Source organism: Streptomyces erythrochromogenes, assembly GCF_040684695.1.
GTDB lineage: Bacteria > Actinomycetota > Actinomycetes > Streptomycetales > Streptomycetaceae > Streptomyces > Streptomyces erythrochromogenes_C.
In genome coordinates, this window is the sequence record NZ_JBFBGM010000002.1 from 340,218 (window position 1) to 352,930 (window position 12,713).

Here is a 12,713-nt window from a genome sequence, read left to right on the forward strand (position 1 = left end):
TCTCATTTCATGAACGCAGAAGCCGACGCCCTCGCGACCGTGAAAGACGCTGACCGGAAGCACGTCTTCCACTCCTGGTCGGCGCAGGAGCTCATCGACCCGCTCGCCGTCGCCGGCGCCGAGGGGTCGTACTTCTGGGACTACCAGGGCAACCGCTACCTCGACTTCTCCAGCGCCCTGGTCTACACGAACATCGGCTACCAGCACCCCAAGGTCACCGCGGCCATCCAGGAGCAGGCGGCCAGGCTCTGCACCGTCGCGCCCGGCTTCGCCGTCGACGTGCGCTCCGAGGCCGCCCGGCTGATCGCCGAGCGCACCCCGGGCGACCTCGACAAGATCTTCTTCACGAACGCCGGGGCCGAGGCGGTGGAGAACGCCGTCCGCATGGCCCGGCTGCACACCGGGCGGCCGAAGGTGCTGTCCGCGTACCGCTCGTACCACGGCGCCACCTCCACCGCGATCAACCTGACCGGGGACGCCCGCCGCTTCGGCAACGACTCCGCGACCGCCGGCGTCGTGCACTTCTGGGGGCCCTTCGCCTACCGCTCGCCCTTCTACGCGACGACGGAGGCCGAGGAGTGCGAGCGGGCCCTGCGCCACCTGGAGGACACCATCGTCTTCGAGGGTCCGCAGTCGATCGCCGCGATCATCCTGGAGACCGTCGGCGGCGCCCCCGGCGTGCTCGTGCACCCCGACGGCTACCTGGCCGGGGTGCGGGCGCTCTGCGACCGCCACGGCATCGTCTTCGTCCTGGACGAGATCATGGTCGGCTTCGGGCGCACGGGGAAGTGGTTCGCCTCCGAGCACTGGGACGTCACCCCCGACCTGATCTGCTTCGCCAAGGGCGTGACCAGCGGCTACGTACCGCTCGGCGGTGTGGCCATCTCGGCGGCCATCGCCGAGACCTTCGCCCGCCGGCCCTACCCGGGCGGGCTGACGTACTCCGGGCACGTGCTGGCCTGCGCGTCGGCCGTCGCCACGATCAACGTCATGGAGGAGGAGGGCGTCGTCGAGCAGTCCGCGCGCACCGGCGCCGAACTCCTCGGGCCCGGCCTGCGCGCGCTCGCCGAGCGCCACCCCTCGGTCGGGGAGGTCCGCGGCCTCGGCACGTTCTGGGCCCTCGAACTCGTCCGCAGCAAGGAGACGCGCGAGCCGCTGGTGCCGTACAACGCGGCCGGGGCGGACAACGCGCCGATGGCGGAGTTCGGGGCGGCGTGCAGGAAGGGCGGGCTCTGGCCGCTGATCGCGGGCAACCGGATCCACGTCGCGCCGGCCTGCAACATCACGCCGCAGGACGTCGCGAAGGGGCTGCGGATCCTGGACGAGGCCCTGACGGTGGCCGACGCGCACACGCCCTGACCTGCGGATCTGTGGGACCGCCCAATCCGCGGGTGCCGGTGTTCGGAGGATCCGTGCGGTGGTCAACCCACCGCACGCGTGCTGCAATCCGTGCAGGCCACGAACGCAAAAAGGGCCAAGCACCTACGGACCGGGATGCACGTCAGTCCCGGGGCGGCCCCCTCGGGGCCGAACGGCGGGGAGCGGGTTGACCGCTGGACGCCGGGCGTACGGGATCCAGAAGTACGGACTCCGTGTTCCCGAGTACCCGAAGGAAGACAGCATGAGCAAGCACGTCCTGGCCCAGAACCAGTACGGCAAGGCCGAGAACCGCATCGTGAAGGTGACCCGCAAGGGCAACGACGGCTCCTGGCACGAGATCCGCGACCTCAACGTCTCGGTCGCGCTCCGCGGTGAGTTCCGCGACGTCCACCTCACCGGCGACAACGCCAACTGCCTGCCGACCGACACCACCAAGAACACGGTTTACGCCTTCGGCAAGGAGCACGGCATCGAGTCGCCGGAGGCCTTCGGCATCCTGCTCGCCAAGCACTTCGTCTCCTCGCAGGCACCGATCCGCGAGGCCCAGATCCGCATCGAGGAATTCGCCTGGGAGCGCATCCCGGTCCCGACCCGCAAGGAGCAGCACTCCTTCGCCCTCAAGGGCCAGGAGGTGCGCACCGCGCAGATCACCTACAGCGAGACGACGGGCCTGCAGGTCATCTCGGGTCTGAAGGACCTGACGGTGATGAACTCGACGAACTCCGAGTTCCACGGCTACATCAAGGACAAGTACACGACGCTCAAGGAGGCGTACGACCGCATCCTGGCGACCAAGGTCACCGCGCGCTGGGCGCACTCGGCGCTGGCCGCCGACGACCCCGGGTACGACTGGGACCAGGCGTACAAGAAGGTCCGCAAGAACATGCTGGAGGCCTTCGCGGAGACGTACTCGTACTCGCTGCAGCAGACCCTGAACCAGATGGCCGAGCGGGTGCTCGACAACTGCCCCAAGGTCAACGAGGTGCGGCTCAACCTCCCCAACAAGCACCACTTCCTCGTCGACCTGGAGCCCTTCGGCCTCAAGAACGACAACGAGGTCTACTTCGCGGCGGACCGCATGTACGGACTGATCGAGGGCACCGTCCACCGTGACGGCGTGCAGCCGGTGATCGCGACGTCCGACTGGATCGTGGCCTGACCCGCCCCCGCCCGTAGCGGGCCGGGCCGGGCCCGGACCGCGTCGCGGGGTCCGGGCCCGGCCCCGTCTACGCCCCGGGCAGTTCGTCCTGCGGCCGGCCGACGAGGAGGTTCCAGCGCCCGGCCCGTCCGGTCAGGGTGGTGACCCACTCCGGCCGCACGTCGAGGCGCCAGAAGGCCGCCGCCGGGAGTTCCAGGGCGTGCACCACGGCCGCCCGTACGACGGCCTGGTCGACCTCCACCCGGTGCGTGCCCGGGGCCAGCGCCGCCAGCTCCGCCCCGACCCTGGCGATCAGCGCGTCCACGGACTCCCCGCCCGGGGGCGCGTAGCCGGGGTCGGTCAGCCAGGCGTGCAGGGCCTCCGGGGCCTCGGCCGCCACCTCCTCCAGGGTGCGGCCGGCCCACTCGCCGGTGTCCGGACCGCGCAGGCCCGCGTAGCCGGGACACGGCCGTGCGTGGCCGAAACGGCCCTGGCGGGCGGCTGCGTCCAATGGGGGGCGCACGAGGTGAACACGCACCGACTGACTCTTCATAAGGGGAGCGTAAGCGCGTACCGTCACGAATGAGACAAGTCCATGACGACGGTACGACGGAAGCACCGGTGAGAATCCGGCACGGTCGCGCCACTGTGATTCCTCCCGTGAGGGAGGTGAGTCAGACCCGTCACCGTCGTCGAGCGCACCACTGACCGGGACGCGTGTTCCCTCTGGAGGTTCTGCAATGGCCAACTCCGCCGTGCCCACGACGAACGCCCCCGCCATCGCCCCCATCTCGCTCTCCGCGCTCGCCCCCTGGGCGGTGTTCGCCGGCGTCCTGATGCTGGTCCTGCTCTACTTCGTCGGCGCCGAGCAGGGCGCCACCGCCGTCTTCGAGGGCGAGACCATCCACGAGTGGCTGCACGACGGCCGCCACCTGCTCGGGTTCCCCTGTCACTGATCCGCTTCCCCTGCCACCGACCACCCCTCGGCAAGGGATCCGTCTCAGCAAGGGAATCGATCCATGAACACCGCATCCCCCCGCGCCCTGCTCGTCCGGGGCATGCTCGCCGGCCTGCTGGCCGGCGTGGCCGCCTTCCTCGTCGCGTACCTCCTCGGTGAGCCCGAGGTGGACGCGGCGATCGCCATCGAGGAGGCCGCCGCCGGGGCCGGACACGACCACGGCGGGGAGGCCCCGGTCAGCCGGGCCCTCCAGGCCACGGCCGGCCTCGGCACCGGCGTCGTCCTCTACGGCGTCGCGCTCGGCGGCATCGCCGCGCTCGTGTACTGCTTCGCGCTCGGCCGCATCGGCCGCTTCGGCGCGCGGGCCACGGCGGCGCTGGTCACCGCCGGCCTGTTCGTCACGGTGACCCTGGTGCCCTTCTTCAAGTACCCCGCCAACCCGCCGGCCGTCGGCGACCCCGACACGGCGGCCCGGCGGACCGCCCTCTACCTCCTGATGATCGTGTTGGGCGCGCTGCTGGCCGCCGGCGCGGTGATCCTCGGGCGGCGGCTCGCGCCGAAGCTCGGCAACTGGAACGCCTCGGTCGCCGCCGGTGCGGCCTTCGTCGTCCTCATCGGAATCTCATACGCCGTCCTGCCCGGCATCAACGAGGTCCCGGCCGGTTTCCCGGCCGCTCTGATCTGGGACTTCCGCATCGCGTCCCTGGCCATCCAGACCACCTTGTGGACGACTTTCGGCCTGGCCTTCGGTTTTCTAGCCGAACGGGCCCTTGTGCCCGCCCCCGCACCCAAGGAGGCTGTGCAGCCGACGAGTTGACGATGAAAGGCCGATAGTCCATGGCGACGGCGATCAGGGAATGGCGGGGCTGGACGGGTGCGGCACCCTTCTGGCTGAATTCCTTCCTGCTGCTCCTGGCACCCTGCTGCGCCGTGACGCTGTTCGGCCAGATCGGCATCATCGCCGCCCTGGCCGCGCTCGGCGGTCTGGCCCGCCACCTCTGGTACGGCGACTACGGCCATCCGGCCATGCACCTGGCCGCCGCGCTCATGGGGGCGGGCACGGCGGCCGTCGTCCTGTGACCCCGCGGGCCGGGGTCACCGGGCGCCCCTGACCCTCACCCGTTCGGGCGTACCCCCGCCGGACCCGGCCGCCGGTGCGCCGAACCGGTGCGAGCTGCGAAGACTCCCCGATCGTGCGACGACACGCCCGTGACTCCATGTCAGTCCCTCGTGTTTCACGGTGTGCCGATGGGCAGAGGAAGTGTCCACTGCTCACATGACCCGGCCGCACGAGCCGGACAGGAGGAATCCCATGCCCCGCGCCAAGTGGGTCGTCGCCTCTCTGACGGTGGCTCTGCTGTCCACCACCGTCGTGGTGTTGCAGCGGACCGAGGGCGGCGCTCCCGCAGCCTCGACCACCGACGACGCACTGCCCTCGCGGGCGCTGGGCCTGTCCGGCCACCGCCGTCTCGTGCGGGAGCTGGAACAGTCCGGCGAGAGCCGGCCCGGGGAGGCGAACCGGCCGCACCGGGTCGCCGCCGGGCCGCTGAGGACGGTCTCCGGACCGCTGCGGGCCGCACGGCCGCTGCGGCTGCGCATCCCGAGCCTGGACGTCGACGTGCCGTTCGGCGGCGAGGGCGAGGCGGCGTCCTGGGACTCCGCGGGGCCCGCGCCCGGTGCCGCCGGAACCGCCGCGGTCACCGGAACGGGTCTGCGGCTGGGGGAGTTGCACCGGGGCCGGACCATCGAGATCCTGCGCGCGGACCGCCGTACGGCCGTGTTCACCGTCGTACGGGTCTCACCCGGCAGGGTCTCCGGGCGGGAGGAGCCGCCCGGCCGCGCCCAACTGCGCGTGATCGACGGGGAGACCGCCGTACTGGCCCGGCTGACCGGACACCGCAGCAGCAGCTGACATCTGGCGGACTGTCAGCCGAGGGGAGTCTCTTCGTCCCCCGGTCGGAGGCTTCTGGAGGTCCGTCCGGGAGTCCTCCGGCGTGGCGGGGCACACCCCTCGCATGACCTGGAGGCGACACGCACGCACGGCACTGACGAGGGCGCTCACCGCGGCCTGCGTCGTGCTGCTGTGCGTGTTCGGTGCCGGTCCGGCCGGTGCGGCCGCGGCGGAGCACCGCCCGGCCTCCTCGGCCCCCGTGGAGCCCACGGCTCCCGGCGAGCCCGCCGAGCCCGCGGAGGGCCCGTCCGATCCCGCCGCCGACCCCGAGGCGCGCGCGGCCGTACGGTCGGCCGCGCGCGGGCCGGTCTGCGCACAGCGGATCCCGCTCGCGGTGTTTCACGTGAAACAGGGCGATGCACCGGGGCGCGGGCCCCGCACGGGAACGGCCGAACCGGCCCTGTCCCTGCGGACGGTGCGGAGCGTGGTGCTGCGCTGCTGAGCGGACCGAGTCCCCAGCGCATCCCCCACACCCCCCTGAGCACCGTGAGGTTCCGCCATGCCCATCGACCCGTTCGCCGCACTGAACGCCATGCTCCGCGCCGAGGCCTCCCGCTTCGCGCCGCCCGTCCGCCCGTCCGAACCGATCGCCCCGCCGAAGACCCCGGCCCCGTCCGTCGAGGACGAAAGTGAACCGCAGCAGGCCACGGCCGCACAGACGGCCGTGGCCTCCCGGACGGTCGGTGCGAGGGCGGCGGCCGGCGACTCGGCCGCGTAGCGGCGCCCCCACACGGAGGGGCGCCGGCTCCCCCGCCCTCTGACCACGGGCGGGTGAGCCGGCGCCCCGGTGGAGACCGGGCGTGCGGTCCGGTTCAGTCCTCGTGCGTGTAGTAGCGGTAGAAGGCGGTGGCGCCGACGCCCACGGCGACCGCCAGGCCGATCACCACGGACTTGAGGATGGACTCGTCGGTGAGGCTGTGCAGGTAGCCCACCGCGATGCCGCCGAAGGCTCCGTAGGCGGCGGCGTGGAGTTCGCGCATCATCCGCGGGCCGACCCTGGCAAGGCCGAACATGATCCCCGCGAAGATCACGCCGCAGAGGATGCCGTAGAAGACGTTGGCCGCGGTGACCGGGCCCTCCTGGCGTTCGATGAACGCGCACCAGACCCCGTAGACCAGTCCGAGGAGCAGCGGCCTCACGTAGGCGCCCTTGCTCAGGTGGGTCATGTCCGCCATCTGCCGGTGCTGCCGGGGGGCAGCGGGTGCCGCATGTGCCATGACGGGCTCCTCTCTCCCATCCTCCAGGGCACACCCGCCGCCTCCGACCGGCAAGTGGATCAGCGGTCAGGGCGTGCGCACCGCCACGGCGTCGATCTCGAAGAGCATGTCGGGCAGGGCCAGTGCGGCCACCCCGATGAGGGTCTGCGCGGGCAGCTCGGTGCCCCAGGTGGCGTGCAGGTGCTTCAGGAGCACCTCCAGCTTCCGCTGGTCGTGGTCGACGACGTAGGTACCGATGCGGACCACGTCCGCGGGGCCGAGACCGACCGCGGCGAGGGCGGTACGGAGGTTGGCGAAGGCCCGTTCCACCTGGTCGGCGAAGTCGTCGGAGACGACGTGGCCGCTCTCGTCGGAGCCGTACTGGCCGGCTATGAAGACCTGCTCGCCGGGGGCGGAGACGATGTGGCTGTAGCCGTAGCCGGTCGGGGTGTGGAGTCCTGCCGGGTTGATGATGCTGCGCGTCATGCCGAGCTCCCTTGTTCCGTGTCCGTACGTGCGCGTGTGCCTGGGTGCTGGGTGCTGTGTGCTGCGTGCTCCTGCGTGCGCCTGGGTGCGTGTGCCGCTACTGCGCGGCGAGCCAGGCGCGGAGCCGCCCCGGGGCCTCGGGTGCCTGCCGTTCGGCCTGCTGCCGGATCTCGTCGAGGTTCTGGGCCGCCAGTGCCCTGCGCCAGGCCAGTTCGGCCCGGGTCATGGCGTGCGCGATGGCGCAGTCGGCGGCGTCGGCCCCGTCGGGCGCCGGTTCGCCCGCGCCGGGACCCTGCCTGCGGATCTCCGCACACCGGAAGGCCTTCTCGGGCCCCTCGACGGCGGCGACCACGTCCATGAGCGAGACGGCGGCGAGCGGGCGGGCCAGCCGGAAGCCGCCGCGCGGGCCGGGGCTGGAGGTGAGGATGCCCGCCCGGGCCAGGGCCTGCAGCTGCTTGTTGAGGTAGGCCGCGGGCAGGTCGTGCCAGGCGGCGAGCCGCGCCGCCGGGACCGCACGGTCCGGTCCGCTCCAGGCCAGGTTGACGCAGCTGTGCAGCGCCCACTCGACGCCCTCGCTCATCTTCATAATCTGGATATTAGATATCCAGGATTAGGAAGGCAAGGGTCCCACGCCGTCCGGCGGCACACCACCCGACCGCAGCAACCCCGCTCGCGCCCCGGCCCGTCCCCGTTTTCCCTGGTGACGTGCGCAGCATCCTGTCGGCGGTACTCATCGTGCTCGTGGCCCTCCTCGTGCCCGCGAGCGCCGTCGCGTACTGGGCCGACCGCGAGCTGGGCGACGCGGACCGCTACACCGCGGCCATGTCCCCGCTCGCAGAGAACCCCGCCGTGCAGGAGGTCGTCGTCACCCAGACCGCCCGCGCCCTCACCGGGCAGATCGACGCGGGCCCCTTCCAGGCCGGGGTCGACGCCCTGCTCGGCGAGGCCCTGCACTCCTTCGCCGACACCCCCGCCTACCGCACGGCCTGGGACGCGGCCAACCGCGCCGCCCACGCCGCCTTCCTCCACGCGCTCACCACCGGCCGCGGCAACGCCGTCACCATCGACCTCGCGCCCGTCGTCGCACAGATCAAGAGCGAACTCGTCGCCGACCAGGTGCCCTTCGCGGACCGCATCCCGGTGACACAGCTGTCCGTGGAGGTCATGGAGTACGACAACCTCGGCGCCCTCCGGAAGGGGTTCCGCATGCTCCAGATCGCCGGCGTCTGGCTCCCGGTACTGACCCTGGTCCTGGCCGTGTCGGCCGTGGCGGTCGCCGTCCGGCGGCGCCGCGCCGTCATCGCCACCGGACTGGGACTGGCGGTCGGGGCCGGACTGCTGTGGCTCACGGTGGAGGTGTGCCGCCGCCTCACCCTGGACGATCTGCCCGCCGACATCGACCGCGCCGCGGCGGGCGCGGTGTACGACGCCCTCACCGCGTTCCTGCGGACCACGGCCTGGGTCGTGCTGCTGATCGGGCTCGCGGCGGCTCTCGCCGCATGGGTGACGGGACGACTGCGCCGCACCCCATAAGCTCGGAAGGTACAACACGCGCAGAACGGCGCAGAAGAGCCCAGAAGAACCGAATCGCGAGCGGCGGCACGGAAGCGGGAATGAGCACCGAACGCACCGAACACATATCGTCGCGGCAGGCCCGGCACCATCCGCTGGCTCCGCCCGCGTGGCTGCTCCAGGGCCTGAAGCCGACCACCGCGCCCGTCCCCTGGGCCGCGGCCGCACGAGCGGGGATCGCCCTGTCCGTTCCGCTCGCCGTCGGCTTCGCCCTGAACGAGCCCGAATACGGCGCGCTCGCCTCCATGGGCGCCCTGTCCGGGGTCATCGGCGACACCGCCGACGCCTACCGGATGCGCGTCCTGAACATCGCCGTCCCGCAGGTCTTCGGCGCCGTCGGCGTGGCCCTGGGCACCCTCGTCTACGGGCACGGCTGGGTGGCCGTCGGCGTGCTCACCCTCATCGCCCTGGTCTCCGGGATGATCTCCTCCATCGGCACGGTCGCCTCCGTGTCCGGACTGCTGCTCCTGCTCAACGCCGTGGTCGGCGCCGGGCTCCCGATGCCGCAGCCCTGGTGGATCGCCCCGCTGCTGCTCGGCGCGGGCGGGCTCTTCGTCCTCGCCCTGACCCTGCTGGGCTGGCCGCTGCGCGGCCGCCGGCCCGAACGGACGGCGGTCGCCGCCACCTACCGGGCCCTGGCGGACGCCCTGGAAGCCGCAGGCGGCCCCGGCGACGTCTACGACGAGCGGCGCCGCCGGGTCACCAAGGAACTCGACCAGGCCTACGACCTGATCCTGGGCCGCCGGGCCCGCGTGCACGGCCGCAGCCAGTCCCTCGTCCGCATGCTCGCCCAGCTCAACGTCGTGATCCCGCTGGTGGAGGCCGCACCGGCCGCCCACCTGCGCGGCCGGCCGCTGCCCCCCGAGATCCCCGCCGCCGTACGGGAACTCGCCGAGGCCGTCGAGGACGGCCGCACCGCGGCGCCCGTCCTCGACCTGCCCGAAGCCCGCACCCCCGCCGAACGGGCCGTCGACGCGGCCCTGCGCCACGCCGCCAAGATCGTGCACCTCGCCGACGCGGACCCCTACAACGTGGACGACCGCCTCGGCCGGCCCGCCGCGCTGAAGGTGCGCGCCCGGCGGGCCGTGCGCGACATGATGATGTCCGAGGCCTCCTGGCGCTACGGGCTGCGGCTCGCGCTGTGCATCGGCCTCGCCCAGTCGCTCGTGTCGGTCGTCGAGCTCGAACGGTCCTACTGGATCGCCCTGACCGTCACCTTCGTCCTCAAGCCGGACTTCGGCTCGGTGTTCTCCAGGGCCCTGCTGCGCGCCCTCGGCACCGCGATCGGGCTGGTCGTCGCCGCCGCCGTGCTCTCCGAGGTGCCCCGCGGCTGGTGGGACGTACCGGTGATGGTGGTGCTCGGCGCACTGATCCCGGTCTTCTCCGCCAAGGGCTACGCCTTCCAGACCGCCGCGATCACCCCCGTGATCCTGCTGCTCTCGGACCTGCTCAACCACCAGGGCTTCGACCTGATCCGCCCCCGCCTGCTGGACAGCCTGATCGGCTGCGCCATCACCCTGATCGCCGGCTACCTGCTGTGGCCCGAGAGCTGGCACACCCGGATCGGGGACCGGCTCGCCGAGACCGTGGACGACGCCGCCCGCTACGTGGAACGGGCCTTCGCACCGACCGCGGACGACGCGGCGCTCACGGCGGCCCGGACCGCCCGCCTCCAGGCCCGGCGGCGGCTCTACCGCGACCTGTCGGGCGTGCGCAGCGAGTTCCAGCGGGCGCTGACCGAGCCGCCGCCGACCGGCACCCGGGCCGCCGCCTGGTGGCCGCTGGTGGTCGCCGTCGAGCGGATCGTGGACGCGTCCACCGCCGCCCGGGTCCGCGTCAACCACGGCGCCCCGCCCCCCGCGCCCGAGGAGGTGGCGGCCGTCGCGCGACAACTGCGCGAACTGGCCGGCCGGGTACGCAGCAGCACCACCCCGGTACGGGTCGAGGGCGAGGCGGAGGGGGACGGGTCGGGCGTCCTGGCCCCCGTGCACCAGGAGCTCGCGGCGGCCCGGGCCATCACCCAGCCGGAGCGCTGACCGGGCCGGGCGGCACCGGACGGGGGAGCATCGGAGCATGTACCGCGCCCCGGCCGTCCTGGTCCTCGCCCTGGCCCTGGCGGGGTGCGCCGACGTGGAGGGGCTGCAGAACGAGGGCGATCTCGGCACGGTGCACGCCCCGCAGAGCCTGTGGAAGGACATCCGCCCCGATCCGCCCGACCCGGACCAGAAGCCGGGCACCGCCGCAGTGGTGCCGGACCTGCCCAAGGCGGCGGGCCTCAGCATGCGCACGGTGAACCCGGTGAGCGTCGTGCGCGCCGACGTCACCTCCGCCGCCGAGCAGGACGGCGGAACGGGCCGGCTCGTCGACCCCCGGGCCGTCCAGCGGCTCGCGCTCTGCACACAGGCTGTGGACGGCGGCCCGGACTGCCCGGTGCGGCCCCCGGTCTTCCACGACCTGACGGGCAACGGCCGGGAGGAGCTGATCACCGCCCTGGACATCGACGGCCGGCTCAGCGAGCTGCGCGTCTACACCGTCCAGGACGACGGCAGGATCGCCCGGATCCTGTCCCGGCGGGCGGTGCTGGAGGGGGTGGAGGTGGCCGCCGAACACCTCGCGGTCCGCGAGCCGACGTCGAACCCCGCCTACGTCGCCGTCTCCGACTACGTGTGGGACCCGAAGGCCGGGATCATGAACCTCACCCAGCTCACCCTCGACGACTGCGCGTCCCTCACCGGCGTACCGCTCGGCCCGGACGACCAGCGATGCACGCGCTGAGCAGCCTCCGCTGGAAGATCGCCCTGACCACCACGGCGGTGTGCTGCATGGTCGCCGCCGCACTCGGGATCCTGGTGCACAACGTGGTCGCGGCGCAGATCGTCGGCGAGGTCCGCAAGGACGCGGGCACCGCCCTGGAGCACGCCCTCAGCCACTACGAGTACGGCACCACGCACGGCGACGTGAACATCGTCCTCGACCCGCCCCAGCTGCCGCGCCCGCTGCGCGAGCTGGTCGCCCGCGGCGACACCGGCAGCATGGTCGGCGCGTACGACGACAAGCCCGTCATGTGGGCCGCCGCCCCCGCCGACCAGCAGGCCCTCGCCGTCTGGATCCCGTTCGCGGGCACCCGCGAACGGCTGCGGGACATCGACACGGCGATCCTCGCCTCGGCCGTACTGGCCGCAGGTGTGGTGGCGCTGGCCGGCCTCTTCCTCGCCGACCGGATCAGCCGGCGGCTCGCGAAGACCGCCGCCGTGGCCCGCCGGATCAGCGCCGGCGACCTCGACGCCCGGGTCGGCTTCCCCACCCGCGCCGACGATGCGCGGCCGGGCCGCCGCTCCCGGGACCGGGACGAGGTACGGGACGTCGCGCAGGCGCTGGACCTGATGGCCGCGTCGCTCCAGGAACGGCTGGAGGCCGAGAAGCGCTTCACGGCGGACGTGGCGCACGAGCTGCGGACCCCGCTCACCGGCTCGCTCGCCGCGGCGGCCCTGCTGCCCGAGGGCCGACCCAAGGAGATGATCAACGACCGGCTGAAGGCCCTGCACCTGCTGACCGAGGACCTGCTGGAGATCTCCCGGCTCGAATCGGGCGTGGAACGGGCCGATCTGGCCCGGGTGGAACTCGGCCGGGCGGTGGAGCGGGCCGTGGCCGGGGCCGGGCCCGCCGTCTCGGTACGGGTGGTCCGCGACGCGGCGGTGCTCACCGACCGGCGACGCCTCGACCGGATCCTGACCAACCTGCTGGTCAACGCCCACAAGCACGGCCGGCCGCCGATCGAGGTGACCGTGGAGGGCCCGGTGGTCACGGTCCGCGACCACGGGCCCGGTTACCCGGCCGAGCTGATCGAGCAGGGCCCGCAGCGCTTCCGCACCGGAGACCCCGGACGCGGGCGCGGCCACGGACTGGGCCTGACGATCGTGGCGGGACAGGCGGCGGTGCTGGAGATCGCGCTGAGCTTCGCCAACGCCCCGGACGGGGGTGCGTTGACGACGCTCAGGCTTCCCGTCGGGCGTCTGCCGGAGGGAAGTTGAC

At 72.9% G+C, this 12,713-nt stretch carries 16 protein-coding genes; 12 read left to right on the plus strand and 4 right to left on the minus strand.

Translation table 11 applies throughout. The features are described from left to right. The first annotated feature begins 9 nt into the window (after window positions 1-9). Together AB0O53_RS05560 and pucL are read left to right on the plus strand one after the other, a co-directional pair. The gene (locus AB0O53_RS05560) at window positions 10-1,359 is read left to right on the plus strand and encodes an aspartate aminotransferase family protein (protein ID WP_365193396.1); all 1,350 of its coding nucleotides are present in this window, start codon (window positions 10-12) and stop codon (window positions 1,357-1,359) included. A 262-nt stretch (window positions 1,360-1,621) separates the two neighbouring features. Further along, window positions 1,622-2,539 (plus strand): factor-independent urate hydroxylase, encoded by a 918-nt coding sequence (pucL, locus tag AB0O53_RS05565; RefSeq protein ID WP_030956589.1) that lies wholly within the window; start codon window positions 1,622-1,624, stop codon window positions 2,537-2,539. 67 nt (window positions 2,540-2,606) lie between these two features. On the opposite strand, the gene AB0O53_RS05570 is transcribed toward pucL, so the two are convergent. Then, on the minus strand, window positions 2,607-3,071 hold the full coding sequence (locus AB0O53_RS05570; protein WP_350990204.1) for a histidine phosphatase family protein: 465 nt from the start codon (window positions 3,069-3,071) through the stop codon (window positions 2,607-2,609). A gap of 187 nt (window positions 3,072-3,258) precedes the next feature. Between AB0O53_RS05570 and AB0O53_RS05575 the strand changes: the two genes are divergently transcribed. From AB0O53_RS05575 to AB0O53_RS05600, 6 genes are all read left to right on the plus strand, one after another. After that, window positions 3,259-3,474 (plus strand): CbtB domain-containing protein, encoded by a 216-nt coding sequence (locus AB0O53_RS05575; protein ID WP_030838981.1) that lies wholly within the window; start codon window positions 3,259-3,261, stop codon window positions 3,472-3,474. A gap of 63 nt (window positions 3,475-3,537) precedes the next feature. Further along, window positions 3,538-4,293, plus strand: coding sequence for a CbtA family protein (locus AB0O53_RS05580; protein WP_350990206.1), 756 nt, complete (start codon window positions 3,538-3,540; stop codon window positions 4,291-4,293). 20 nt (window positions 4,294-4,313) lie between these two features. Continuing rightward, the gene (locus AB0O53_RS05585) at window positions 4,314-4,556 is read left to right on the plus strand and encodes a hypothetical protein (RefSeq protein WP_030838987.1); all 243 of its coding nucleotides are present in this window, start codon (window positions 4,314-4,316) and stop codon (window positions 4,554-4,556) included. Window positions 4,557-4,788: 232 nt separating this feature from the next. Continuing rightward, on the plus strand, window positions 4,789-5,388 hold the full coding sequence (locus AB0O53_RS05590; protein WP_350990208.1) for a class F sortase: 600 nt from the start codon (window positions 4,789-4,791) through the stop codon (window positions 5,386-5,388). A gap of 103 nt (window positions 5,389-5,491) precedes the next feature. Beyond that, window positions 5,492-5,869 carry a hypothetical protein gene (locus tag AB0O53_RS05595; protein ID WP_350990210.1) on the plus strand — a complete coding sequence of 126 codons (378 nt, stop codon included), beginning with the start codon at window positions 5,492-5,494 and terminating at the stop codon, window positions 5,867-5,869. Window positions 5,870-5,926: 57 nt separating this feature from the next. Then, complete coding sequence (locus tag AB0O53_RS05600; RefSeq protein ID WP_350990212.1) at window positions 5,927-6,145, plus strand: hypothetical protein; 219 nt, start codon at window positions 5,927-5,929, stop codon at window positions 6,143-6,145. A 94-nt stretch (window positions 6,146-6,239) separates the two neighbouring features. On the opposite strand, the gene AB0O53_RS05605 is transcribed toward AB0O53_RS05600, so the two are convergent. From AB0O53_RS05605 to AB0O53_RS05615, 3 genes are all read right to left on the minus strand, one after another. Next, window positions 6,240-6,644 (minus strand): hypothetical protein, encoded by a 405-nt coding sequence (locus AB0O53_RS05605; RefSeq protein WP_031155774.1) that lies wholly within the window; start codon window positions 6,642-6,644, stop codon window positions 6,240-6,242. A 66-nt stretch (window positions 6,645-6,710) separates the two neighbouring features. Continuing rightward, a complete protein-coding gene (locus AB0O53_RS05610; RefSeq protein ID WP_365193400.1) occupies window positions 6,711-7,109 on the minus strand; it encodes a RidA family protein in 399 nt (132 codons plus the stop codon). 97 nt (window positions 7,110-7,206) lie between these two features. Continuing rightward, complete coding sequence (locus AB0O53_RS05615) at window positions 7,207-7,689, minus strand: RrF2 family transcriptional regulator (RefSeq protein WP_350990601.1); 483 nt, start codon at window positions 7,687-7,689, stop codon at window positions 7,207-7,209. Between the two features lie 125 nt (window positions 7,690-7,814). Between AB0O53_RS05615 and AB0O53_RS05620 the strand changes: the two genes are divergently transcribed. From AB0O53_RS05620 to AB0O53_RS05635, 4 genes are all read left to right on the plus strand, one after another. Beyond that, window positions 7,815-8,642, plus strand: coding sequence for a hypothetical protein (locus tag AB0O53_RS05620; RefSeq protein ID WP_350990214.1), 828 nt, complete (start codon window positions 7,815-7,817; stop codon window positions 8,640-8,642). Window positions 8,643-8,722: 80 nt separating this feature from the next. Next, window positions 8,723-10,717, plus strand: coding sequence for an FUSC family protein (locus AB0O53_RS05625; RefSeq protein WP_365193403.1), 1,995 nt, complete (start codon window positions 8,723-8,725; stop codon window positions 10,715-10,717). 37 nt (window positions 10,718-10,754) lie between these two features. After that, window positions 10,755-11,456, plus strand: coding sequence for a hypothetical protein (locus tag AB0O53_RS05630; RefSeq protein WP_350990216.1), 702 nt, complete (start codon window positions 10,755-10,757; stop codon window positions 11,454-11,456). Beyond that, entirely contained in the window at window positions 11,444-12,712 is a 1,269-nt protein-coding gene (locus AB0O53_RS05635; protein ID WP_365193405.1) for a sensor histidine kinase, read from the plus strand. Before AB0O53_RS05630 ends, AB0O53_RS05635 begins: the two co-directional genes overlap by 13 nt. Window position 12,713: the final 1 nt, after the last annotated feature.

Bases quoted from the DNA above. Each gene is read 5' to 3' on its own strand.
- AB0O53_RS05560 (WP_365193396.1), top strand. From the start codon at position 10: ATGAACGCAGAAGCCGACGCCCTCGCGACCGTGAAAGACGCTGACCGG.
- pucL (WP_030956589.1), top strand. From the start codon at position 1,622: ATGAGCAAGCACGTCCTGGCCCAGAACCAGTACGGCAAGGCCGAGAAC.
- AB0O53_RS05570 (WP_350990204.1), bottom strand. From the start codon at position 3,071: ATGAAGAGTCAGTCGGTGCGTGTTCACCTCGTGCGCCCCCCATTGGAC.
- AB0O53_RS05575 (WP_030838981.1), top strand. From the start codon at position 3,259: ATGGCCAACTCCGCCGTGCCCACGACGAACGCCCCCGCCATCGCCCCC.
- AB0O53_RS05580 (WP_350990206.1), top strand. From the start codon at position 3,538: ATGAACACCGCATCCCCCCGCGCCCTGCTCGTCCGGGGCATGCTCGCC.
- AB0O53_RS05585 (WP_030838987.1), top strand. From the start codon at position 4,314: ATGGCGACGGCGATCAGGGAATGGCGGGGCTGGACGGGTGCGGCACCC.
- AB0O53_RS05590 (WP_350990208.1), top strand. From the start codon at position 4,789: ATGCCCCGCGCCAAGTGGGTCGTCGCCTCTCTGACGGTGGCTCTGCTG.
- AB0O53_RS05595 (WP_350990210.1), top strand. From the start codon at position 5,492: ATGACCTGGAGGCGACACGCACGCACGGCACTGACGAGGGCGCTCACC.
- AB0O53_RS05600 (WP_350990212.1), top strand. From the start codon at position 5,927: ATGCCCATCGACCCGTTCGCCGCACTGAACGCCATGCTCCGCGCCGAG.
- AB0O53_RS05605 (WP_031155774.1), bottom strand. From the start codon at position 6,644: ATGGCACATGCGGCACCCGCTGCCCCCCGGCAGCACCGGCAGATGGCG.
- AB0O53_RS05610 (WP_365193400.1), bottom strand. From the start codon at position 7,109: ATGACGCGCAGCATCATCAACCCGGCAGGACTCCACACCCCGACCGGC.
- AB0O53_RS05615 (WP_350990601.1), bottom strand. From the start codon at position 7,689: ATGAGCGAGGGCGTCGAGTGGGCGCTGCACAGCTGCGTCAACCTGGCC.
- AB0O53_RS05625 (WP_365193403.1), top strand. From the start codon at position 8,723: ATGAGCACCGAACGCACCGAACACATATCGTCGCGGCAGGCCCGGCAC.
- AB0O53_RS05630 (WP_350990216.1), top strand. From the start codon at position 10,755: ATGTACCGCGCCCCGGCCGTCCTGGTCCTCGCCCTGGCCCTGGCGGGG.
- AB0O53_RS05635 (WP_365193405.1), top strand. From the start codon at position 11,444: ATGCACGCGCTGAGCAGCCTCCGCTGGAAGATCGCCCTGACCACCACG.